Below are 25,752 nucleotides of genomic sequence, written 5' to 3' on the forward strand. Positions count from 1 at the left end.
GCTTAATTTAACCGATAGTATTTGCATTATTAAAATTTAATTAGAAGATTAAGCCCTTCATTAGCATTAAACCCAACCTTAACCATGGAAAGAAGACAATTTTTAAAGATTGGTGGCCTGAGCTCTGTCGCCTTATTTTCCGGAATTCCTTTTTCAAGTCACGCACGTTCCGATTTCAAAATCAAAAAAATCCGTTATTATGCAGCTCCCGGATACAACAAGCCGCTTTTTAATCAGGCCAGGGGCATTGTGGAAATAGAAACCGATTCCGGATTGATTGGGATTGGTGAAGGAGGCACTCCCGACATGGTGAAACAATGTGCGGAAATGCTTATCGGCGAAGACCCATTCAGAATCGAACACCTTTGGCAATACCTCTATCGAGGCATGTTCTACCCTCCCGGCCGTGAGAAGCTTCATGGAGTTGGGGCCATTGAAATGGCTTTATGGGACCTTAAAGGAAAAGCTTTAGGAGTTCCTGTTTACGAATTATTGGGTGGGAAAACGCGGAATTATGTAGAATGCTATGCCACAGGTTTTCGCAAGAGCAAAGCCACGACAATGGAAGGCCAAGCGCAGGACTGCCTGGAGGCCGGATTAAGATGTTTCAGGATTGGCCCCACCGGAGGAAATGGTGCTACTCCTTTTGATTTTTACGAAAACAGTAAAAAAACCATAGAAACCTGCCAAAGATTAGACAAAGCTGTGGGCGGAAGTGGTAACTGGGCGATTGACCTCCATACCCGTTTTGACACCACAGAAGCGATAAAAATCTGTGATGCGCTGGAAGAGTTAGAACCCTATTTTGTAGAGGACATTATCAGGTCTGAAAACCCGGAGGTTTACAAGACCATTCGGAACATGACCAAGGTGCCCATCGCAGTTGGAGAGCAATTTGGAGACCGTTGGGACAGCAATGTGCTGATGGAAAATCACCTGATTGATTACAGTCGGGTTACCCTGCCCAATACCGGAGGAATTTCCGAATTAAAGAAAATAATAGCCATAGGAGAAACCCATTATGTAGGCATCATCCCCCATTTTACTGGACCCCTGTCTACAGCTGCACTTGTACATGTATTGGGATCCTCCAGCCCCACCCGATGCATGATAGAATTGGCGGGAGGAGAACCTGAGAAGCCTAGCTATTTTAATGAAGATTTTATTGATTTCAGGGAGGGTAAAGTTCATCTCAATGACCGCCCAGGACTTGGCGTGATTTTCTCACCAGAAAAAGCATCGCTTTTGTTTGAGGTCACTAAAAACACCGAGTTTACGCATCCCTACCTAAAAAGCCCAGATGGCGCTATTCACAATTGGTAGTAGATGTTATAAGTAATCTAAGGACTTAAGATTTTGGTGGTATTGCTTTTTTAGGCGACAATACTGACAAAATCACAACCTAAGTTTCATCCATTAACGGTATTGATTTTCCATTCCCATTCTTATCACCTGACATTAAACCCTCCTCCTATTATCAATATTCCCATAGAAACTAAAAAAATCAAAGTCATGGATGTAGGTCAATGGTCAGAAAAAAGTAAGATACGATTGTGGCGTGTTGTTGCTTTCTTTTTTCTGCAATAATGTTGACAGAATCGCTTTCGCCTATAGTTATCCTAATTTCTACCTGTTCATTTTTTCCCCTGAGCGAGTTATAAATCAGGGCAGGCCCTGAATAGAAATCAGGGCAGGCCCTGAATAGAAATCAGGGCAGGCTTGATCCAAAAACGAACCAAAAAAATCAAGGCTGTATGGAAATCTTAACGCAAAATGAATCACTCCCTGGCTAAACAAAAAAAAATCAGCCATAAAGGCCTCAAACAGTTTTTTGTTTTTAACGCCATTGAGCAATCCATTTTACTAATTTCCATAAGGCCTAAAAAAGTAAATGGAATTGAACTCGAAATATGCAATAGACATTCTATTACGTGCTGAAATCGCTTTAAAATCAGTCACTTCGTTGCTGTTTTCAATTTCACCATAGCGGTGCTATGCTAAAATCTCCAAACAGTCTGATTTTCTTGCGATTGCAACACTCATTACGAATCCTATTACATAATTCGGGTTGAACAAGCTTAGGCAACTAAAGCTATATAGGATTGATATTTAACCTACCCTAGAATTCATTTTCGCTTGATATTCCCCCTTATGGTAATATTGGCGGCAAAACTTAACAAATCCCAAAACCCTATAGGAGGTGAAATTTTTGTAGCCAAGGCTATGAAGCCTTGGTCGAAACTTTTAAACAAGACCTAAACCACATTGAATTAAGGACTTAATTACTTCAATCAAATTAAATACAATTTTTAGTACAATATATTATTTGTTTCACAATGTATTAGGAATAAACAATCAAAATTAATTCACAATTCGATCCTAGTAAATTTCTATTTATTCAAACATTTTATTCTTAGAATTAACCATAGTACACCATATTAACTTTAATAAATACATTTTAGCAATCATAAATTGTTTGTTTTAATGAATACTAATATATTGGTTAAATAATTAATAAATTATATAACAAAATAAATACAATAACAAATCATTAAAACATATATTAAAAATATTTTAGTCAAATTTTATATCAAATAAAATATTATAATTTAATTAATTACCTATTTAATGCATAAATCAACTATTACAAACATGTTAATTACCAAATCTATTAAATATTATTCAACCCAAAACAACCTAAATTATGAAAAACAAAGCATTTTTGCTTTTTCTGACCATGCTATGGTATGGCCAGATTTACGCACAGAACAACAATGTTACGGGAACCGTAACGGACACCAATGGAGAACCCATTCCAGGTGCCAGTATCATGATAAGCGGAACCTCACAGGGCACTGTCTCAGACATTGATGGGAAGTTTTCCTTAAACGCAGCACCTAATGCCACTTTAATTTTTTCCTTTATTGGATACTTATCACAAACCATCGAAATCCAAAACCGAACAACCATTGACGTAACACTTTACTCCAATGACATTGGGCTGGAAGAGGTAGTGGTTACCGCCCTAGGAATCAAAAGAGAAGCCAAGACCTTGGGCTTTTCCACCACAACAGTAGATGGAGAACTCATTTCAGACAACCGAACTCCCAATTTTGCAGATGCACTTCAAGGCAAAGTAGCAGGGGTAAACATTTCCTCCATGTCCACGGGCCCCGGAGGCACAAGCAAAATTCGGATAAGGGGACAATCTTCCTTTAGCGGGCAAAACAACCCCTTGGTAGTCATCAACGGTGTCCCCATGGACAATTCCAACTATTCCCTTGGAGGTAATTTTGGTGATCGCCAATTGAACAACTCCGACGGTGGAGATGGACTACTAAGCATTAATCCTGATGATATTGAAACCTTGACAGTATTAAAAGGAGCAACCGCCGGCGCATTGTACGGCTCTCGAGCCAAAGATGGAGTGATCATGATCACTACCAAAAGCAAAAACTCCAGCAAAGGCTTAGGGGTAGAGATCAACTCCAACTTTACAACTGACACACCACTTGACTTCACAGATTTCCAATATGAGTACGGGCAAGGAGAAGGAGGCGTTAGACCCACTACCGCCTACCCCACTTCTGGAGTTTGGAGTTTTGGTGAAAAATTTGAGCCGGGAATGACACAGATTCTTTTCGACAATGAAGAATGGCCCTACGAACCTGTACACGACCGAATCAAACAATTTTACAACACAGGAACCAACTGGACCAACACAGTTACCGTCTCCAATAGTGGAGACAATGGCGGCTTCAGCCTTTCCTTTGCCAATACAGACAACAAAAGCATTGTCCCTAACTCAAAGTTAAATCGGAAAACCATCAATCTGGGCTTTTCCCAAAACATCACACCTAAGCTTACGGCTTCCGGAAATGCCAATTATTCCCATGAGGCAAACCAGAATCCACCACAGGTCAATGCCCAGGATTTTTCCTCGGCGACCTTGATCATGACATTGGCCAACTCCATGCCTTTTGAAGCATTGAGAAACAATATCACTTATCCAAACGGAGATGAAATAGTAATGGCAAGATTTCTCGTTAGAAACAACCCTTACTACTCCACCTCTAAGCGATTTGACAATGTGAAACGAGACCGCCTTATTGGTAATGTATCCCTTAATTACCAATTTACCCCTTGGCTATATGCTATGGGCCGACTCTCCATGGATTTTTATGTTAGAGACAACGACTACAACACCCCCAATGGCTACGCCCCAATACCACCCGCACCTGCAGGCTTTGTCAATGGGAGTTTCACCCAAGACACCAGAAGGTTCAGGGAAACCAACCATGATTTTTTAATTGGAGCCAACCGAACTTTTGGGGATTTCAACATCGACCTGACCTTCGGTGGAAACCAGCGCTATGTTAGAATGGACTACAACAGTGTAGCGGTAAAAGATTTTGTAATCCCTAATCTGTACACAGTAATGAATGGTAGGGTAAAAGACCCTCTGTACAGCCTTTCTGAAAAAAAGATCAACTCCCTATACGGACTGGGAGAATTCTCTTATAAAGAATGGCTTTTCCTAAACTTAACAGCAAGAAATGATTGGTTCTCGACTTTAGCACCAGCCAACAGAAGCATTATGTACCCTTCTGCCGCAACGAGTTTTGTGTTTTCACAAGCTTTCCAAAACCTACCCGAATGGCTGTATTTCGGCAAATTGAGAGTCGCCTATGCGGAAGTGGGCGATGACAATGTCTCCCCTTATTCCAATGCCCTATTTTATGCGGTAGACAATAACCTTTTCCCAAACCCCGACGGGCTACCTTCTCCACTTGGAAGAGTCAATGCCAGCACTGTACCCAATACTAACCTAAAACCTTTGAGAGTTCAGGAAACTGAAATTGGCATGGAACTAAGGTTATTTGACGAGAAAATCAATTTTGATTTTGCATACTACCACAAGATAACCAACGATCAGATCCTTGCTACCCAGATTTCCGATGCTTCCAGCTTCACCAATCAATTGGTAAATATTGGCCGAAGCATGAACAAAGGACTGGAAGTTCTGGTATCTGGCTCACCTGTCCGCACCAAGGATTTCCGCTGGGACGCAAGTGTCAATGCCACTTACAATACCTCAGAAGTTTTACAACTAGGTGTATCTGAAGCCGACACCATGATCACCGTAAGCTCTGGAGGAGGAAGAATTCTTCGCCAGGTAGTTGGCCAACCAATTGGTCAGCTCTACACCTTCACCTACCTGAGAGATGATCAGGGTAGAATGGTTTTTGATGAAAACAGTGGGCGACCATTGCGAAATGACGAACCTCAAAACATGGGCTCCGTTTTGCCTAAATACTTTGGAGGGATTTCTAACACTTTCACGTATAAAGGATTGAGTTTATACGCCTTGATTGACTTCAAACTGGGACACAAGATGATCGCAGGTAGAAACCAAAACTTCCTACGACATGGATTACATAAAAACACCCTTGATGGCAGAGATCAGGGTTATGTGGTGGGTGATGGTGTCAACCCTAACGGAGAAATCAATACCACTCAATCTTTGATTCAGCCTTTTTACGAAACAACCAACGTGTTAGGTATTAATGAAGATTGGGTGAGCAATGCCGGTTTCTGGAAGCTTCGTCAAGTTTCACTGAGTTACGACTTCACAAAACTTCTGCCGGACAAACTCTTCATCAAGCAATTGCGCCTAAGTGGTGTAGCCAACAATGTGCTGATCCTGAAAAAATGGACCCAAAACATGGATCCTGAAAACGTTTCTGTAACCTCTGACAATGCCAATGGCATGGATTTCTGGCCTGCCTTACCCCCTACCAGAAGTCTGGGATTTAACCTAAACGCAAAATTTTAAAACCATGAAAAAGCTAACAAAATACCTTTTGAGCCTGGTTATGGCAGTGGGATTCTTCAGTTGTGATGAGAAATTTGATGAAATCAACACCAACCTGGTTGACCCAACTACTTTAAACCCGCTATTCTTACTGAATCAGGGAATTCTTGACATGCGCTATAGAGATGGGGTGAGCTCCTTGCAAGACCTCTCCTATAACTTTGGAATTGTACAACAAATTATCACCCCTTTTGGCAGCTCCTTAGCCGGAGCCAATTACAACCAATTGAACCTGTCCAATTCACAACATATATGGATTAACACCTACCGCAATGTCCTAAAGAACACGGTAGATGCGGTTGAAAAAAGCAAGGTAGACCCAGAAAACACCAACCTGTATCATTCAGCGAGGATTTGGAAAGTCTATGCTTATATGGTATTGACAGATACCTATGGTGACATCCCTTATTTTGAAGGAGCCAAAGGTTTCATAGAGCAAATAGTCACGCCAAAATATGACAGTCAGGAAACCATTTATATGGACCTATTGAAAGAACTGGAAGAAGCCACAGCAGGCCTAGACCCTTCCAAACCATCTTCCACAAGTGAAATCTTATATGGTGGGGATCCTTTAAAATGGAAAAAATTCGGCTACTCTTTAATGTTGCGTGCCGCCATGCGACTAACCAAAGTCGCCCCCTCCACTGCTGAAACCTATGTTTCTAAGGCCGTGGCTGGAGGTTTGATTTCTTCCAATGAGGAAAATGCCGTACTTCGCAACACTTCCATCTTTAACAATTACCTAGGCGTTCATTTGGGAGCAAGGGAAAAGGCCAATTACTACCTAACTGAACCATTTGTCAATCACCTTAAAGACAATGAGGACCCTAGACTGGTATCCATTGCCATCAGACATGTGGGAGCTACCAATGGCCCAAGTCAAACAATAAGCCGAATAACCCGAGACCCGGACCTACAAATAGGCATGCCCATGGGCCACGATGATGTTTCCATCAACAGTGTTTCAGCTGAAACGGGCGTGGTAAGCCTTTGGGACTATACGCAAGCAAATATTTACACAGTTTTAAAAGTGGACTCTCCCCAGTTTTTCCTCACCTATTCCCAAAACCAACTGCTCTTGGCTGAGGCAGCTGTAAGAGGATGGGTACAAGGCGATGCCTCCACTTATTACGAAGAGGGAATAAGGGCAAATATGGAGCAAATGGCACTTTATGATGTGGAAGCCACTGTTTCGGAGCAGGATGCCGAAACGTATATCGCCAACCACCCCCTAGTAGGTGAAACGGCTTTGGAACAGATCAATACTGAATATTGGATTTCGGCCTTCCTAGACGGATCAGAGTTATTTGCCAATTTCAGAAGAAGCGGATACCCAACATTGGAGCCCAACCCTTATGCAGGATCTGAAATCACTGGAGATTTTATCAGGAGTATGCCTTATCCTGACTCTGAAACAGTAGTCAACCGCTCCAATTTACAGGAAGCTATAAGCAGACAAGGCCCCAACAATCTGGATCGAAGAGTTTGGTGGGATCAACCTTAAGAAGGGAGCGTACCTGTCTTAATTATGCAGGTACGCTTCGTTTTTTTAGTGAAAGCCAAAACTTATTCCACAGATGGTTTTTAATAGTTTAATTTGTACACTAAATTCTAGCTTTCTTTTTACACCTTAATATTCACTAAAAGAAGAAGATTACTTAAGTGCAGCAGTTAACCACAAAACAGGAGTACAAACCATGCTGGAATTTTTTTGAAGCTTGCTCGGACAAGAATTTAGGCCTCACACTGCTTCAAAAGGAAAACCCAGCAATAATTTCACAAAACAAAGATTTAAACAACAACCCAATAATCAATGAAAAAAACAGAAAAAAAAGTCATAAAAAAACCAGCCACCAGACCTGTGACTAGGAGAAATGCCATCCAGTCAGTTCTAGGACTAGCAGGAACGAGCTTACTCCTTCCACTTTCTTCTTATGCTGACAAACCTAGCCCAACCAACTTCAAGGCAGGCGAAGTAAGAATCACCAAACTAGAAACGTTTTTAGTAAAACCACGCTGGATTTTTCTAAAAATCCATACAGATGCTGGTGTAGTAGGACTGGGCGAACCCTTACTGGAAGGCCGAGCACTAACCATACAAACTGCCATTAAAGAATTAGAACCATACCTAATCGGCAAGGATCCTAGACATGTGGTACATCACTGGCAAGCGATTTACCGCCATGCTTTTTATAGAGGAGGTCCTATCCTGACTTCAGCCCTAAGCGGCATTGATCATGCACTTTGGGACATTAAAGGAAAGCTGCTCGGTGTGCCCGTCTATGAGCTTTTCGGAGGACCTACCCGAGACCGGGTAAGAATATACGGCCGAGCCTCTAATGCCGAAGACATGAAAAAAAGAAAGCAGGAAGGTTATACCGTAATCAAAACAGGTGTAGCTAAAAAACAGCCTGCCAGAATAGTGGAGAACCCAGCTTTCATACAATATGCCTCGGACAATTTCGCCTCCCTTCGAGAAGCCGGTGGACCGGAGATGGATATTGGAATAGATTTCCACGGATCTATCTCCCCACAAACCGCCAAGGTACTCATCAAAGAATTGGAACAGTACCAACCCATGTTTATAGAGGAACCTTGTCAAGCACAAAATGTGGATGTGATGGCAGAAATAGCCAGAGGAACACATTTACCTATTGCCACTGGAGAAAGAATTTTTACAAAATGGGGTTTCAGAGAGATTTTAGAAAAAGGTGCTGCCAGCATAGTTCAGCCTGACCTTTGTCATGCTGGTGGATTGACAGAGGGAAGATTGATTGCCGGGATGGCAGAAGCCTATTATGCAGCCATCGCTCCACACAACCCTATGGGCCCTATCTCCTTGGCTTGTGGCCTGCATTTAGCGGCTAGCGTACCCAACTTCCTGGTACAAGAACAAGTTTCATTGGGAGAAGGCTATCTAAAAACACCATTTAAGCTGGAATCAGACGGCACGGTACTTATTCCAAAAGGACCGGGATTAGGTATTGAGTTGGACGAGGATGCCTTACAAGACAAGATAGGCCACGACTGGACCAATCCTCAATCCTATGACCCAAGGGATGGATCAGTGGTGGACTGGTAGGAATTTCCAATCAAGCAATATAAAACAGAAACGATAAATCTTATAGTCGATAAACAATGAAAGTAAAGGAAAACAACACAAGAAGAAATTTAATCAAAGGACTGGGGCTAGGTACCATGGCAGGAATGCTAGGAATGTACCCAAAAGCAATGGCAGCACCTGAAAAAGAAAAACCAGCCTACCTCAACGGGCTCCCCCCTTTGACTATCACCAATGTAAAAGCCATAGGCCTAGCTCCAAGTGGATCAAACCTAATCGTAATAAAAGTAGAAACCTCCGAACCAGGTCTTTACGGACTAGGTTGCGCCACCTTTACCCAAAGGGCCTTTGCTGTAATAACCGCCATAGAAAAATACCTTAAGGATTTTTGCGTAGGCAAAGATGTTGACAATATCGAAGACATGTGGCAGTCGCTTTTTGTAAGTTCCTATTGGCGAAATGGACCAGTACTCAACAATGCCATCAGTGGGATTGACCAGGCCTTATGGGACATTAAAGGCAAACGCGCCAACATGCCTACCTATCAATTGCTAGGAGGAAAATGTAGGTTTGCCATTCCATGCTATACCCACGCAAGCGGCAACACCCCAGAGGAAGCGGCCAACCAGGTTTCCTCCTATATGGAGGAGGGTTACCGTTATGTAAGGATTCAGCAAGGAGGTTATGGCGGGGCAGGGATTTCCGGCGAACCAGACTTTAAAAAACAAGGTTTTGCCCGTAACACAGACCAGTACATGGATCAGGGCAAATACAGAAAGGATGTGCCAAAATTATTTAAAACCGTAAGGAGGCAATGTGGAGAGGAAGTCGAACTACTGCATGACATTCATGAAAGACTAGACCCCATAGACGCCATTAACGTCATCAAAAGTGTGGAGCCATACAATCCATTCTTTATTGAAGACCCTTTCTCTCCCGAACAGATGGAATGGTTCAAACAATTAAGAAATGCCACTACCGTCCCTTTGGCTATGGGTGAGTTGTTCAATAATATCAATGAATTCAAAGAGCCTATGACCAATCGCTTGTTTGATTATATCCGAATTCATATTTCCCAGATTGGCGGAATTACTCCAGCCATGAAAGTGGCTCGACTGGGTGAATTTTATGGTATAAAAACTGCTTGGCATGGCCCAGGAGATGTGTCTCCGGTAGGTCATGCGGCCAATGCACACATAGACCTTGCCATCTGGAATTTCGGCATTCAGGAAGCTGCCAGAATATCGGATTTATCCAGAGAGATTTTCCCAGGATCACCTACGATGAAGGATGGCTATATGTGGGTAAATGAAGTTCCAGGTTTGGGTGTTGACATCAACGAAAAGCTGGCCGCCAAATACCCCATGCACACCAATTCTCGCTGGACAGTAAGGAAGTTTGATGGGACGATTATTAGGCCTTAAAGAAATATCACGATTAACCAGCCCTCCAAGGGTTTTTGAACCCTTGGAGGGCTATTAAAATAGAAGCGAAAAATGACTGATCCACGGATACCACTGGAGCCTGAAGGTATGTATCACATCTGGACACACGCCACTGGAAACGAAAACCTATTCCGCTCCCAGGAAAACTACCGTTATTTTCTCGAGAAATACTCAAAATACATTTATCCAATTGGAGATACCTTCGCTTATTGCCTTATGCCCAATCACCTTCACTTGATGATAAGGTTTCGACGGCAAGAGGAGTTGAAAAAAACAGGCCCCCTTCAAAGGCTTCAAACCCTCGAAGGAATCAATCTTCCTACACTTTTCAGCAGACAATTCTCCAATCTTTTTAACGCGTACTCACAAGCCTACAACAAAATGTTCAATAGAAAAGGCAATCTCTTTATTACACGTTTTCACCGAAAGCTTATAGATTCGGACAATTATTTCACAGCCTTGATCGCCTATATTCACAATAACCCGGTACACCATGGGTTTGTAAAAGCCCCTTCAGATTGGCCACACAGTAGTTGGCACACCTATTTGAAAACGAAACCAACCAAACTAGCTAAAAAAGAAGGCCTTTCTTGGTTTGGGGGAACCGATGCTTTTTTATCTTTGCATCAGGAGATGAAAAAAAGAGACGTTATTTTACAATTCGAAGATTAACCTTATTTATGAACCCATATAGGTAATAGCTATTTTGAGTATTGTTTTTTAGGAGGGATGAAAAATAAAAAACCAATAGTGCAAAAGTATGATCGAATCTCATCTGATCAAGCGAGAACCACCACATCACTAAATCACAGATCACCCTATATTCCTCTACACAAACCCCTTACCTGAAATACGCTTTATCCACCTCAATTTCGCTCAATAACGGATCGTTAATTTCTTTCATTTTAGTTAATATTTTTTGGTGGAGAACTTCAATTACTTGCCGAACCTCTTCGCTAGAGTCGTTGATCAAGTTAATGTTTTCTTCGGGATCGAGGGCGATATGATACAATTCATCTCTTTTTGGGTCCATAAAGTCCCTTACCAATTTCCATTCTGGAGTCCTGTAGCTTCTTAAAAAGGAAGTCGCATAATTGACCATACTGTATTCAGAATAAAAATCATTGTCCCAATCAGCGACTTCTTCTCCTTTAATTAAAGGAACCAAGCTCCGACCTCTGAGTTTATGTTCAGTCTCAGAAGGAAGCCCAACTCCAGCCATTTCAAGAAGCGTAGGGTAAATATCAAGCACCGAGATAGTTTGATCTATCTTTCTTCCCGCCTGAGTCACTCCTTTCCAGTACACAATGGCAGGTATTTTTATAGAGTTATCAAATAAATTGGGTCGATAGCCGGTATTAATATTGGAAGTAGCAGCGGGGATGTTTTTTGTAATCCATTTTCCATTCCCTTTATGTTCTATGCCATTGTGCCCCATATTGTAACCATGGTCAGACATGAAAACAACTATGGTATTGTCCATAAGGCCTTTTTCTTCAAGTGCTGCAAGGACTCTACCCACATTCCTGTCCATTCCGGCAGTACTGGCAAGGTATTCTCTCATTTTTCTTTTGGCTTTTGCAATGTTAAGGTCTGGATAGCCCGGATTCGGTAAGATGGGATCCATATTTTGAAAAGGTGCCCAATCTTCATCCGCTACAGGCAACCATTGAGAATGTGGGGCACGGGTATTGAAACACAAAAGAAATGGGGAATTACCTGTGGATTTAATAAAAGAGATAGCTTCGTCTGCCAAAATATCTGTGGTTAAACCTTTTACAATTTTTACTTCCCCATCTATTTCCAATTCAGGATTTTCAGGACTTGTCCCACCTCCCAAAAGACCTGAGAAATAATCAAAGCCATGGTTTTTGGGATGGTATTGCTTCCCATCTTCAGTTGACCAGTCTCCTAAGTGCCACTTCCCTACCAAACCTGTATGGTAGCCGTTTTTTTGAAGCATCTCAGCAAATGTGATACTCTTAGGATCAAGTCCGGCATTCACATTAGGATCAAATGTCAATTTACTATGGTTAGGACTTACTATAAAATCCAAAATATTGTATTCACTGGCATAACGCCCTGTCATTATACTGGTCCGTGAAGGACTACATACCGGAGTGGTGGTAAAAGCATTGCGAAAAGACACTCCTTTTGCTGCTAGTTTATCCAAGTTCGGTGTATAAGCATTGGGATCCCCCGAGGAAGCAAAAGCCCATGGGGCCTGATCATCAGTTAAAATAAACAAAATATTGGGCCTTTCAATCGCTTCTTGAAAAGCGTAGGTAATGGATGTAGAAAGCAATAAACATATTGCCCCAAGTATGGCTTTAATTTTATTTACGGTCATTTTCTTTGGGTTATTTTTAATTTTTACTGTTAGTAAGCACCTGGCATTTTCTTCGATAAAGAAGACCTAATGATGGCTATTAATTAGAAATCCAAGATAATTAAAAACTTGGTATATTCCATTTTACAATTAGGGCATTGCCAAAATTGAGTGCAATCCTTTCCTAGTCATAGTTGGCAATTTATCTCTCAATTTATAGCTTTGCACCATGCAGACAAAGCCTTTTAAATATGTCTTTCGCTTACAATACCTGGGAATCCGCTACCATGGATGGCAAGTTCAGAAAGGTCTTAAAACCATTCAGGGTACACTCGAAAAAACTTTCAGATTTGTACTTAAGCACGAAGATTTCAATATACTGGGTTCAAGCCGGACTGACACAGGTGTTTCTTGTCTTTATGGAGCCTTTGAATTATTATTAAGCCATGAGATCAATCCCGAGGAATACATTGCCACTTTAAATGAATCCCTCCCTTCTGACATAAAAATCTTGAGTGCTGCTCAATCCACGTATGCTTTCAACATCATTCAGGATGTTGCCAGTAAAAGTTATGGCTATTATTTCGCCTATGGTGAAAAACCACACCCCATGTATGCAGGGTCGGTTGCCTATGCTGGCTTAAAGATAGATTTAAACATCATGCAGGAAGGGGCGGCCTTATTTGAAGGAAGACATGATTTTAGAAGATTTTGCACCCAAGGCAAAAACACGGATGATTTCGTAAGGAATATAATCCACTCCAAAATCGAAACGCCTCCTGAAAACCATTTTTTCCTACCTGAAAAAAACGTAAAGGTATTCAGGATTATTGGGGAAGGCTTTCTCATGCATCAAGTAAGAAGGATGACGGCAACACTTTTCCAACTAGGTAAAGGTGATATAACTTTAGCTGATTTAAAATATGCACTTCAAAGCCAGGAGAAAACTCCGTTTTGCGGTAAAGCACCAGCAAATGGCTTAATTCTTGAAAAAGTTGTTTTCAAAGACAATTTATTTTGAATTAAATCTACAAACCCAAGCAGTTACTTGTTCTTTTCTTACAAATCCGAAAATTATAGATTGAATAAAAAGCTTATTGCATAAACCATGTCAGGGTATTGAATTAAGTACTTCTAACTGTTTTTCAATGTCTTTTCACCTGTATTATTTGGATGACCCTGAGTGGTTACAACAATTAATTCAATCAAATTTGCTTGATTTCTTCCAAAGCTTTTTTTGTTTTTAGGATTTCAGATTACCTTCGTAACTTCATCGTTAAGAAGTAATACAGTTATGAGAACATGGTTTTTGTGTAAGGTAAAGTATGCCAAGGAAAATGAGGAGGGACTTCTCAAAAATGTCTCAGAACAATACCTAGTAGATGCAGTATCCTTTACAGAGGCTGAAGCCAGGATATATGACATGCTAGGAAGTGTCATCAGAGGAGATTTTCAAGTTACCAGTATTAGTAAAAGCAATATCGTAGATGTCTTTTTCTTCGATGATGTGGATGTCTGGCATAAATGTAAAATCACCTATATTGTAGCCGATGCAGACAGTGGCAAAGAGAAAAAGGTTACCCAATACATGTTGGTAACAGCCCACAACCTCAAGGAAGCCTACGACCGTATCTATGAAAGTCTGAACAATATGCTTGTAAGCTTTAATGTTCCTGATATTTCAGAAAGCCCAATCGTAGAAATTTTCCCTTACGAAAAGGATGATGAGGAATTAAATCCCGCTATTCCCGATAATTTAAAACCTTTATCAGAGGTAGAGAATGAAAGTGAAAATGTAGAAGAAACCCAATCCTAAGCAAGGTCAAGAACTTCTTCTCTTTATAAATCATACCCGAGATGGCCAAAAAGCCATCTCCTTTTTTTACCTATATAGCTTTCAGGTATGAGGGGACTAATTGGTATACGACTAGAAACTTGGAGGGAACCTTCCCAAATTCATTCTTCGAAGAAAATCTACAAAAGGTCACCTTATGGCTTCAATGCTTTTCTCAACCATAAGCAGATCTGGATCAGGCACTATCGACGTATATAAATCGAAAAGCAACAATTTCTAAATGAAAATTGTTTTGTTTATTACGAAATACATATTACTTTATATATTAATAAGTTATTATTAACTTACGAATTGGTTAGAAGGAAATTATACTGCGATGAAAAGCTCATTAACATTTTTAGTTTGTATTATTTTATTGACGTTCAATTCAGTCGTGGCTCAGGATGACCGTACGGATAGGCTTGGGATTGGAATTGGCCCTTCTTTTATGTATGGGGACAACACAGGGGTACACAGCAAATTCAATTTTAAGGTATTACCAGCCATTTCAGTTGATTACCATAAGAAACTAACCCCTTACTTTGACCTCAAAGGAACATTAGGCTGGCAGATGATAAATAGCGGGGATCATTACAATCAAGAGCAAATCGATGTAATTGCTGCCGCAAACCTCCCTCATGCCTTTTCTGGAAATGTTTTTTATGGAGACGTTATGCCTATTTACCATATCAATCCAAATTTAAGCGGGTATATTCCTTCATTAATCAAAGTTTATACAGGTTTAGGGCTAGGGTATTTCTACGCCGACCGTAGGGATGAAAGGATTATTCCAAATGACCCAAGAGGAAGATCAGAGACCTACGATGCGTCGGACTCAGGAATTTACATTCCTTTCCGCGTTGGCATTTTTAAGGAATTGAAATCCAATGCTGACATTGGTTTGGAATCTACATTTATATACAGTCCCTTCGGCCAACTAGATGGTAATGATTTACAACAGAAACGAATCAAAGCTGACATGTTGATGCAACTCCAGTTTTATTATAGGATTTACATAGGTTACAAGTATTGATTCAGCAGCTTGTTTAACCACCAACGGTATGCAATAAAACGAGTAGGTTTATTATGGAGATCTCCTAAGGCTATAAATTAAACTTTGAAACTGCCCGAAGGTTAAGCTGCCGCTTAGAACAATCTAACTGGAGAGAGAATGTTTAATTAAGGATTTATAAATAAAGCTTTCACAAATCCATTTCAATTTAAATTCAGAATATATTTTTAAAAAAGCCCATAACTTTCTAGATTTAAAAAATCTTCACACCCAGATAACCTATGAAAATTAATAGTTATGTCCTGTTTCTCTCCCTTGTAGCTGCATTGGGAGGTTTTTTGTTTGGATTTGATACTGCTGTTATTTCCGGTGCTGAAAGGCAGATTCAGGAATTATGGTCTTTAAGTGATTGGAGTCATGGACTCGCAATTGCAATCGCCTTATATGGAACCGTTATAGGAGCCCTATTCGGAGGAATCCCTGCAGACAAATATGGTAGAAAGAAATCATTGATTTGGATAGGTATACTCTTCTTTGTATCCGCTCTAGGATCTGCTATAGCTCCAGAGATTTATTCTTTTATGATTTTCCGTTTTATAGGAGGATTGGGTGTAGGAGCATCTTCAGTAGTTGCCCCGATGTACATCAGTGAAATTTCACCTGCAAAAAATAGAGGTCAGTTAGTAGCTTTGTATCAATTCAATCTGGTTTTTGGCATTCTAATGGCTTATTTATCAAATTACCTTATCGATATAAACATAGCAGTAAACAGCTGGAGATGGATGCTAGGTGTGGAGGCTATTCCTGCTTTAATCTATACACTCTTGGTATTGAGAGTACCTCAAAGCCCAAGATGGTTGATTGCTAAATGGGGTGATTTTGAAAAAGCAGAAAAGATCCTTAAAAAGACAGATCCAGAAGGTGTGGAAGAAGCCGTTAGACTTGCCCTGGAAGAGAAAAAGCTTAATAAGGTTACGGTAGGCTTTATGGCCTTGTTCAATAAGAAATACATAAAAATAACAATGCTCGCAATTTTCATCGCATTGTTCAATCAACTTTCAGGAATAAATGCCATCATCTATTTTGCTCCAAGAATTTTTGATATGGCAGGAATCAGTGCTGAAAGTGCCTTACTATCAACTGTTGGGATCGGTGTAATAAATATAGTTGCCACCATGTTAGGGCTATTTCTAATTGATAGGATCGGTAGAAAAAAATTAATGTACATAGGCTCATTCGGATATATTGTATCCTTACTTCTAATTGCCTTTTCATTCTCCGGTGCAGAGATCAATAGTTCTTTATTGCCGGTATTTGTCTTCATGTTTATTGCTTCACATGCTGTTGGACAGGGGGCTGTCATTTGGGTTTTCATCTCTGAAATTTTCCCCAATGAACTCCGTGCACATGGACAATCTATGGGCTGTTTCACCCACTGGATTTTGGCTGCCATTATCGCAAATGTTTTCCCTTTAATGGCCAACCAATTTGGTCCAATGGTCATCTTTGGCTTCTTTGCATTAATGATGTTGTTGCAATTGGTATGGGTATTTACTAAAATGCCAGAGACTAAGGGTCGTTCACTTGAAGAAATTCAAAAAGAATTTGTAAAAGACAATGGTTAAAAAAATAATCTGTTTTGGTGAAATGTTGTGGGATGTATTCCCTAAAGAAAGCATTGCTGGTGGTGCACCTATGAATGTTGCCTTACATCTTCAGCATCTTGGTTTAGATGTAAAAATGATTTCTAAGGTTGGAGATGACAAACCTGGCCGTAAATTACTGGCATTTACAGAAAAGTATGGGTTAAACCAGGAGCTTATCCAGGTAGACAAGGAGTATCCCACAGGAAGTGTAATAGTAGACGATCAGGACAAGGAGAACATCAAGTATGAAATTGTAAAACCTGTAGCATGGGATCATATTCAATGGACTGAAGACATTGAGAAAGTAGCAAGGAATGTCAATGCGATAATTTTCGGTTCACTAGCAGCTAGAGAAGAAGAAAGCAAGGAAACGCTTTTCAAACTTCTAGAGACTCCTGTATTAAAAATTCTCGACATCAATCTTCGTCCTCCTTATTATACCGCAGATTTATTGGATCGACTTATGACCAAAGCGGATATATTAAAAATAAATGAGGATGAGCTTACCCTGCTTGCCAATTTCTATGACTTGCCTAACCAGATGGATGCAGCCCTGGAAAAATTAAGTGAGCTGTTTTCTTTTGAATTGGTGTGCATAACCCTGGGAAGTAAAGGAGCGGCTATCTATCAAGAGGGAGAAATCATCAAACATCCTGGCTACCCTGTTGAAGTGCAAGACACTGTGGGTTCCGGAGATGCATTTTTGGCTGGCTTTGTCAGCAAATTTCTAGCGAAGGAATCACCCGAAAAAATTCTTGATTTCGCCTGTGCTTTAGGGGCATTGGTGGCCACCTTCAATGGAGGAACACCTCAATACAACGATGAAGACATTGCTACAATTAAAAGCAGTGAACCCTCCGAATGAGATAAGCCATTCCAAAGGGTTCATTTTATTTTTCAGAAGGTGAATACATCCTGAAGAAGTAATTAGCTTACCTCTAATTAGAAACTAATACCGGCGGATAATTTAAATCCTCTGTTGTAAACTGAGGCATCCGAGTCTTTGAATACGGGATTAATTCCAAAATCATAGCTAGCTTGAAGATTAAGACCTTTCGGTAAATTATACCCAACGCCTACGACCACAGCCGCATCAAAATCACTTATATTGTCAGTATCCCAACCATAAGTATTCCCTAAGGCATCAGCTTCAAAGCTTGAACCTACTAGAACAGAAGCCTGTGGACCAAAAAATAGATTCACTCCATCTGTAGCGTAAATCCTAAACAATACTGGCAAATCAACATAATCCAATACAGCTCTGGAATTGACCATATCATCATTTTGTGTTCCTTTCACAGAGTAATACAGCCCTGGCTCAATTGAGAACCGATCGGAAATAAATCCATTTCCATAAAATCCTGCATGGAAGCCAACTCGATTGTTGTAGTCATTGCTACTGACATCCGATCCACCCCAGGTGAAGAAATTTGCTCCACCTCTTACTCCAAATCCTGATTCATTTTGCGCCTGTACGGCCACTGTCCCCAACAGGAGAAACGATAGTAATAGTCCTAGTTTGTGCATAGTAATAAAATAATTGGTTTAGGTTTTAATTGATACCAATTCTATGCCAGAGATTATTTATTAATCAAATATTAATATAACACAAATGAACCAACCATTTAAACTCAGGTAAAACACAATATTTCCCCATATTTCATCCTTGCTGTTTGGCTGATTAAGTCAGATCAAACAACTCTTTTTTCAATATAACTGGAATTGAGAATGGCTAGAGCCCCCATGTATTTGAGTTGAAATTTAATAAGGTCGCCAACCTTGTAATTTTTAGGATTTTCACCCAAATTAATAATGATCATATCAGAACTGGCTCCCAGAATTTCGAATGCCCCATCATCAGGTAAAAGGTATTTCGGATCTACATCAAGTAAACCCAAATCTAAAATTGCCCGGAAGGAGGATTGCCCATAAAGAGATTCATCTATTTCTGTCACCTCTCCTTGAGGATTCGAGGCCAATGTTCCTGTGGGAAGCAAAGGCTTCTCTTGCATTTCTATGATCTCAGCAAACAGTTCAAAGACATTGTCATGCATTCCCTCAATGGTTTTTTCCTCAACCAAATCAACGCCAAAGTATAGGGTCTCCCCTATTCTAAAGTGGTTAACTCCCTTAGGCAATTGCTTGCGAAGCATAAGCGGGATGGTAACCGAGGTCCCTGCTGACACCCAAGGTATCTTCTTATTGAACTTAAGCTCAATGATCTGTTTGTAAAGAGAAAGCTGAATCAGTTTATCCGCCGAAGGAAGTACACCATTTAGGCAGTTCAAATTAGTTCCCAAACCTATCACTTCAATATTAGGCAAGTCAAAAACTCCCGCATAGAAATCCAGCAAATGGTCTCCCATGACTCCTTCGCGAAGGTCTCCAGTTTCTACCATAATAATAATCTTATGGCTTCTATTTTGCTTTACGGCTTCCTCACTAATCCACTTAATGGTATTTAATTCACTATTAAGACTTACATCCGCATACCTTACCACATCTCCCAGGTTCCTTTTAGATGGAGGCTTGATGTAAACAGTCTGAACATCAGGATTTAACTCCTTAATTTTTGCCAGATTGCTTATTCTGGAATCATGAATTTCATTGGTCCCCATATTAATTAACTCCTGTAGGTACATTCGATTACCACAAAGAATTTTGGACACAATACCCCATGACACATCATTTTCCTCAAACTCTTTTTTCAAAAATTCAAAGTTTGATTTCAGCTTGCCCCTATATAGATTTAAGAATGCCATATTATTTTTTCAATCTCATTTCTAAGTATTTATTCTCAAAACCCAATTTTTCATAGAGAAATTTTGCAGGATTATCCGGCTCAACATGAAGGGCGACATCCCCTTGCGCCATATCAATGGCTGTTTTCATTAGCTTTTTACCTACGCCTTTACCTCTTTGTGAGGCATCCACTGCTATATAAACAAGGATATTTTCAGGAATATAGCCAGACATACCTGTCTTATTGACAACTACAACCCCTACTAATTTCCCTTCTTCTCTGGCCAAAACAGAAAAACCACCTTTATCTCCTGCCTGATCTAGTGCATAATCAAGGCAGCGCATGATATCCTCTTTGGGGTCACCATATTGATCAAGGTGCTCAAATAAAAAGTCAGCAATTTCAAGTTTTTGCAGATAGGTGGCATTGTCAATGGCCGATAGTGTTTCTAAGGTAAACATTTATGAATTATATTTTAATTAAATTTTAACTAATCAATTATTAATCTTGTATACAAGCAAAAACACTGCTAAAGATGCAAATACCCCAAAAAAGTTGGGATCAAGACCAAATGGCAGTGAAAGCTCCAAAACAGACAGAACAGCTGTTGTTCCTCCCCCTATCACCATGGATACCAAGGCAGCCATGGGAGAGCGCATGTTCCAAAAAAGGCCTGCAATAATGGGAACGAATAATCCGGAAACCATAAAAGCATAGGAATATAACATGAGTTCTAACACATTGGTCATTTGTAAGGCTAAAATTAATGCAATAACTCCAATGAGCAATGTAAAGAACTGACTCATCCGCATTACGTATTGATCGTTTTTTGTCTTCAAAAATCGACCGAATATATCGGTAGTAAGATTTCCTGATGCAGCCATAAGACAAGAATCAGCCGTAGAAAGCACTGCAGAAAAATAGGCAGACATCATCAAACCCATTATACCCGGAGGCAACACAGTACTTAATAAAATAGGTAATCCCATTTCCGGATCCAACGTTTCAAGACCTTCTACAATAAGTCCTTGTTCAAACGCGACCTTAGCCAAAAGACCTAAAGACACACCCATAAAAGCCATGATAGGCCATTCAAACAAACCTGCAATAAACCATGCTTTCTTGGCCGACTTTACGTCTGTACTAGCAAATATCCTTTGATAAAGGGTCATCCCAACAAACCAAATCGGTAGTATGGTAATGCCCCAATTGGCAAGATCCTGCCATTTTATATTGGTCAAAGAGAAATATTCATCTGGAAGGGTGTTTCTAATAACTTCCCATCCACCAACATGATAATAAGAGACCGGCAAACCTATAAATATAAAGCCCGCCATTAACACAATCCATTGTATAGTATCCGTATATATCACAGCTTTAAGACCACCCAATACAGTATAAACCACTGCAATGATGCCCATGATAAGTAAGGCCATGTTTAAATCTAAGGTTGGAAAGGTACCAGAAGCTAATTTGGCTCCTGCAAGAAGTTGAGAGGAAGTAAACCCAAGATAACCCACAAAGGAAATTATGGCAGCAGCGATTCCTACTTTTTTATCAAACAAATGCTGAAAGATCTGGGGCAAGGTGTAAAATTTTTCAAAAGCAGGATTGGCCCTTACTTTGGGAATCAAAAATACTGCAGCTAACCAAGCTCCCAACAGCCCCGTAAACAACATCCAACTACCTGAGAGCCCCATCATGAAACCCAAACCACCTAGTCCAACTGAAAAGCCACCGCCTACATCAGTGGCAACTACAGAAAGCCCAATATGCCAGCTCCCTATATTTCTACCACCAACATAATAGTCGTCCTGCCCAGTATTTTTTCTCATAAAATAAAAGCCTACACCGAGCATCAATAGCATGTAGACAATAAAAATAGATAAATCTATAATTGACATTTAGTATATGTTTTTTGATTAATTGCTACCTATAAATAAAAAAATATCTCACAAAACCTAGCTCCTTAGACAAGAACTATAAATTAAACCCGAAATATGCAATAGACATTCTATTACATAATCCGGGTTAAACATTTATTATTCATTATGGTATAGCAAAAAAAAAGACCGGAAGTCCGGTCTTTAATATTTCAATGTGGTAAATTTCAACTTTCCTCTGTACTCAGAGACGCTGCGAAATACTCTCTATTTAGTCTCGCAATATTGCTTAGGTCAATTTCCTTAGGACATTCTGCAGAACATGCGCCTGTATTTGTACAAGCTCCAAATCCTTCACTATCCATCTGAGCGACCATTTTCTCAGCGCGCTCTCTTTTCTCCACTTTTCCTTGAGGTAACAAGGCCAATTGAGAAACTTTAGCAGACACAAAAAGCATGGCCGAAGCATTCTTACATGCAGCTACACAAGCCCCACAACCAATACATGTAGCCGAATCGAAAGCCTCATCCGCAATTATTTTTGGAATAGGAATCTCGTTTGCATCAGGTACACCACCAGTATTGACAGATACATAACCTCCAGACTGAATAATTCTATCGAAAGAACTTCTGTCCACTACCAAATCCTTGATTATTGGAAATGCATTGGCTCTCCAAGGTTCTATAGTGATGGTATCTCCATCCTTAAAAGAACGCATATGCAATTGGCAGGTGGTTGTTTGTGTTGGTCCATGAGGCTGCCCATTGATATACAATGAACACATGCCACAAATTCCTTCCCTACAATCATGATCAAAATGAACAGGATCTTCTCCCTTTTCTGAAAGGTCTTCATTCAAAACGTCTAACATTTCCAAGAAAGACATGTCTGAAGAAATTCCACTTAATTTATAATCTTTAAAGCCCCCTTTATCAGATGGGTTTTTCTGCCTCCACACTTTTAATGTAAGATTCATATTATGATGAATTTTATAGGTTCAATCAATTATTTGTAGCTTCTCTGTGTAAGCTTAACATTTTCAAAAACAAGCTCCTCTTTATTCAAGACTTCTTCTTTCCCTTCTCCTGCATACTCCCAAGCAGCTACATAGGCGAAATTTTCATCGTCCCTCAAAGCTTCGCCCTCTGGCGTTTGGTGTTCATCTCTAAAGTGACCGCCACAAGACTCTTCTCTATGAAGCGCATCAACCACCATTAACTCTCCCAATTCTAGAAAATCTGCCACTCTGTGTGCTTTTTCTAAAGAAAGGTTAAGCTCTTCTCCTGTACCCAAAACTTTCACATCCGACCAGAATTCCTTTTTCAATTCTTTGATCAATTCTTTGGCTTTGGTAAGTCCGGCAGCATTTCTAGCCATTCCACAATGGTTCCACATGATCTTACCCAATTTTTTATGGAAATGATCTACTGTTCTATTACCATTGATACTTAATAATTTCTGGATTTTCGCTTTTACTTCATCCTCACACTTTTTGAACTCAGGATGATCAACCGAAACCTTTTCATTTGGAATTCCAGCCAAATAATCACCTAGCGTGTAAGGTATAACAAAATAACCGTCAGCTAAACCTTGCATAAGTGCAGAAGCTCCCAATCTATTGGCTCCGTGATCGGAGAAATTGGCTTCACCAAGTGCGTACAATCCTGACACATTTGTCATTAGATTATAATCTACCCAAAGACCGCCCATAGTGTAGTGAACAGCTGGGTATATTTTCATCGGTGTTTTGTATGGATTTTCTCCTGTGATCTTCTCATACATATCAAACAGGTTACCATATTTGCCTTTTACCGCATCTTCTCCATCACGTAAAATGGCGTCTCTGAAGTCCAGGAATACTGCTTCGCCTGTTTCGTTTACACCTCTTCCTTCATCACAAACGTACTTCGCATTACGAGAAGCAACATCCCTAGGTACTAAATTACCAAAAGAAGGGTATTTTGTTTCAAGGTAATAGTCTCTGTCCTCATCTTTAATGTCTTTAGGTGCTATTTCCTTTTTCCTTAACTTTTCAGCCATCTCTACCGTCTTAGGTACCCATACCCTGCCATCGTTCCTTAAGGACTCTGACATAAGGGTTAACTTCGACTGATGATCCCCGGAAACCGGAATACAAGTAGGGTGTATCTGTGTATAACAAGGGTTGCTAAAGTAAGCTCCTTTTTTATGTGCTCTCCAGGCAGCGGTAACATTTGATCCCATAGCGTTGGTTGAAAGGAAAAACACATTCCCATAACCTCCTGTACAAAGTAAGACAGCATCTCCACTATGAGACTCAATCGCTCCTGTAATCAGATTCCTTGTAACAATTCCTTTGGCTTTGCCATCGACGGTCACTACATCCATCATTTCTGTACGAGGATATAACTTCACCTTACCATTGGCTACCTGTCGACTTAGTGCCGAATAGGCTCCCAATAGTAATTGTTGCCCAGTTTGGCCCCTTGCATAGAATGTACGGGAAACCTGAGCACCACCGAAGGAACGGTTGGCAAGCAAACCACCGTATTCTCTTGCAAAAGGAACTCCTTGGGCCACGCACTGATCAATAATATTGACAGATACCTGCGCCAAACGATAAACATTAGCTTCTCTTGAACGATAATCGCCACCTTTTATGGTGTCATAAAACAATCGGTAAACAGAATCACCGTCATTTTGATAATTCTTAGCAGCATTGATACCTCCCTGAGCGGCTATTGAGTGTGCTCTTCTTGGGCTATCCTGAAAACAGAAAGCCTGAACATTATAACCCAACTCAGCAAGTGAGGCTGCAGCAGAAGCTCCAGCCAAGCCAGTACCTACTACTATAATATTGTATTTTCTTTTATTGGCCGGATTGACCAATTTCACATTAAACTTATGGTTGGTCCATTTTTCAGCCAAAGGACCATTGGGTATTTTTGAATCAAGTTTCATCAATATTCAAATTTAATTTCCCTTTAATTTCTTGAATTTTAGTCTCCTTAGCTTCCCTGAATAAACATCACAATGGGAATCAATGCAAATAATGCTGGTACTATAATGGCAAATGCCAATCCTAATTTTTTGATAAAAGGGGTGTATTTCTTATGATTAATTCCTAAAGTTTGAAAAGCACTGGCAAAACCGTGGGATAAGTGAAATGCCAATATCCCCATACTTACAACATAGAAAATTACATAAAAGATGTTTTGGTAGGCCGCTGATACAATGGCAAAGCTATCTTTGTAACTCACACCATCATAGGTAGCAATTGGCACTTCACCAAACTTTAACTCATACCAAAAACCTCTCAAGTGAACCAGGATAAAAATCAAAATCAAAGTTCCGAGAATACCCATACTTCTAGAACTCCAAGAGCTATTCTCTGAAGCTTTACTTACGGCATAACCAATCGGTCTTGATTTTTTGTTGTGCTTGGTAAGGATAACGGCATAGACCGCATGAAGAAGAATAAAACCGAAGTTTAAAATTGAAACAATTCTGATCAATGGATTCGAGGCCATTGTCTCAGCGTAAATGTTAAAGGATTTTCCTCCGTCTGGAATGATTAATTGCAAGTTCCCCGCAAGGTGAACTACCAGAAACAAAATAAGAAATAATCCCGTCAGGGCCATTAATAATTTTCTGCCCAGCGTACTATTTAAGGTTTTAGATACCCAACTCATATAATTTTTCGTTATTACGGTTTGATCTTTATATTGACGCCAAATTTACATTTGTAATCGATAGCAAACAATCAATCAACTGTCAATCATCTTATTTTAATTAGTTCTAAATAAACCCAAATAAAATTAGCTTCTGAATGTTTAAACTAGGCTATTCCCTTTTTGTTCTGGCGTTCAGCCTATGAACTTAAAAAAAAAAAGTTCATTTGACATGAAAGTAATTTTGTTTAGAATTTGAAGGCTCACTAAATC

General features: G+C 40.1%; 19 protein-coding genes. 11 read left to right on the forward strand and 8 right to left on the reverse strand.

The features are described 5' to 3' along the window. The first annotated feature begins 84 nt into the window (after positions 1-84). From AC13EX_RS21455 to AC13EX_RS21480, 6 genes are all read left to right on the forward strand, one after another. Positions 85-1,323, forward strand: a complete 1,239-nt coding sequence (locus AC13EX_RS21455; protein WP_482894284.1) for a mandelate racemase/muconate lactonizing enzyme family protein — start codon at positions 85-87, stop codon at positions 1,321-1,323. Positions 1,324-2,704: 1,381 nt separating this feature from the next. After that, entirely contained in the window at positions 2,705-5,836 is a 3,132-nt protein-coding gene (locus tag AC13EX_RS21460; protein ID WP_482894285.1) for a SusC/RagA family TonB-linked outer membrane protein, read from the forward strand. A gap of 4 nt (positions 5,837-5,840) precedes the next feature. Beyond that, positions 5,841-7,379, forward strand: a complete 1,539-nt coding sequence (locus tag AC13EX_RS21465) for a SusD/RagB family nutrient-binding outer membrane lipoprotein (protein WP_048640709.1) — start codon at positions 5,841-5,843, stop codon at positions 7,377-7,379. Between the two features lie 309 nt (positions 7,380-7,688). Further along, positions 7,689-8,957, forward strand: a complete 1,269-nt coding sequence (gene dgoD, locus AC13EX_RS21470) for a galactonate dehydratase (protein WP_339709877.1) — start codon at positions 7,689-7,691, stop codon at positions 8,955-8,957. A gap of 56 nt (positions 8,958-9,013) precedes the next feature. After that, positions 9,014-10,360, forward strand: coding sequence for an enolase C-terminal domain-like protein (locus tag AC13EX_RS21475; RefSeq protein WP_482894286.1), 1,347 nt, complete (start codon positions 9,014-9,016; stop codon positions 10,358-10,360). 72 nt (positions 10,361-10,432) lie between these two features. Next, positions 10,433-11,053 (forward strand): transposase, encoded by a 621-nt coding sequence (locus tag AC13EX_RS21480; protein WP_482894287.1) that lies wholly within the window; start codon positions 10,433-10,435, stop codon positions 11,051-11,053. Between the two features lie 169 nt (positions 11,054-11,222). On the opposite strand, the gene AC13EX_RS21485 is transcribed toward AC13EX_RS21480, so the two are convergent. Beyond that, positions 11,223-12,731, reverse strand: coding sequence for a sulfatase family protein (locus AC13EX_RS21485; protein ID WP_482894288.1), 1,509 nt, complete (start codon positions 12,729-12,731; stop codon positions 11,223-11,225). 208 nt (positions 12,732-12,939) lie between these two features. Here AC13EX_RS21485 and truA point away from each other — a divergent pair, with 208 nt between their 5' ends. From truA to AC13EX_RS21510, 5 genes are all read left to right on the forward strand, one after another. After that, the gene (truA, locus tag AC13EX_RS21490; protein WP_048640714.1) at positions 12,940-13,731 is read left to right on the forward strand and encodes a tRNA pseudouridine(38-40) synthase TruA; all 792 of its coding nucleotides are present in this window, start codon (positions 12,940-12,942) and stop codon (positions 13,729-13,731) included. Between the two features lie 273 nt (positions 13,732-14,004). Continuing rightward, on the forward strand, positions 14,005-14,526 hold the full coding sequence (locus AC13EX_RS21495; protein ID WP_048640715.1) for a DUF4494 domain-containing protein: 522 nt from the start codon (positions 14,005-14,007) through the stop codon (positions 14,524-14,526). 355 nt (positions 14,527-14,881) lie between these two features. Beyond that, positions 14,882-15,577, forward strand: a complete 696-nt coding sequence (locus AC13EX_RS21500; protein WP_048640716.1) for a hypothetical protein — start codon at positions 14,882-14,884, stop codon at positions 15,575-15,577. Between the two features lie 260 nt (positions 15,578-15,837). Beyond that, positions 15,838-17,181 (forward strand): sugar porter family MFS transporter, encoded by a 1,344-nt coding sequence (locus AC13EX_RS21505; RefSeq protein WP_482894289.1) that lies wholly within the window; start codon positions 15,838-15,840, stop codon positions 17,179-17,181. Continuing rightward, positions 17,174-18,067, forward strand: coding sequence for a carbohydrate kinase family protein (locus AC13EX_RS21510; protein ID WP_482894290.1), 894 nt, complete (start codon positions 17,174-17,176; stop codon positions 18,065-18,067). Before AC13EX_RS21505 ends, AC13EX_RS21510 begins: the two co-directional genes overlap by 8 nt. Before the next feature lie 77 nt (positions 18,068-18,144). On the opposite strand, the gene AC13EX_RS21515 is transcribed toward AC13EX_RS21510, so the two are convergent. The 7 genes from AC13EX_RS21515 to AC13EX_RS21545 form a co-directional block, all read right to left on the reverse strand. Further along, complete coding sequence (locus AC13EX_RS21515) at positions 18,145-18,729, reverse strand: porin family protein (RefSeq protein WP_048640719.1); 585 nt, start codon at positions 18,727-18,729, stop codon at positions 18,145-18,147. Positions 18,730-18,893: 164 nt separating this feature from the next. Beyond that, positions 18,894-19,964: an alanine racemase gene (locus AC13EX_RS21520; RefSeq protein ID WP_048640720.1), complete on the reverse strand. Its 1,071-nt coding sequence runs from the start codon at positions 19,962-19,964 to the stop codon at positions 18,894-18,896. Position 19,965: 1 nt separating this feature from the next. Further along, entirely contained in the window at positions 19,966-20,406 is a 441-nt protein-coding gene (locus AC13EX_RS21525) for a GNAT family N-acetyltransferase (RefSeq protein ID WP_482894291.1), read from the reverse strand. A 33-nt stretch (positions 20,407-20,439) separates the two neighbouring features. Next, on the reverse strand, positions 20,440-21,849 hold the full coding sequence (locus AC13EX_RS21530; protein WP_482894292.1) for a sodium:solute symporter family protein: 1,410 nt from the start codon (positions 21,847-21,849) through the stop codon (positions 20,440-20,442). A 206-nt stretch (positions 21,850-22,055) separates the two neighbouring features. Further along, the gene (locus AC13EX_RS21535; RefSeq protein ID WP_048640723.1) at positions 22,056-22,805 is read right to left on the reverse strand and encodes a succinate dehydrogenase/fumarate reductase iron-sulfur subunit; all 750 of its coding nucleotides are present in this window, start codon (positions 22,803-22,805) and stop codon (positions 22,056-22,058) included. Between the two features lie 29 nt (positions 22,806-22,834). After that, positions 22,835-24,769: a fumarate reductase/succinate dehydrogenase flavoprotein subunit gene (locus AC13EX_RS21540; protein WP_482894293.1), complete on the reverse strand. Its 1,935-nt coding sequence runs from the start codon at positions 24,767-24,769 to the stop codon at positions 22,835-22,837. A gap of 47 nt (positions 24,770-24,816) precedes the next feature. Then, positions 24,817-25,500, reverse strand: coding sequence for a succinate dehydrogenase cytochrome b subunit (locus AC13EX_RS21545; RefSeq protein ID WP_048640725.1), 684 nt, complete (start codon positions 25,498-25,500; stop codon positions 24,817-24,819). Between the last annotated feature and the right edge of the window lie 252 nt (positions 25,501-25,752).

It is taken from the genome of Cyclobacterium sp. L-R, from assembly GCF_056859355.1.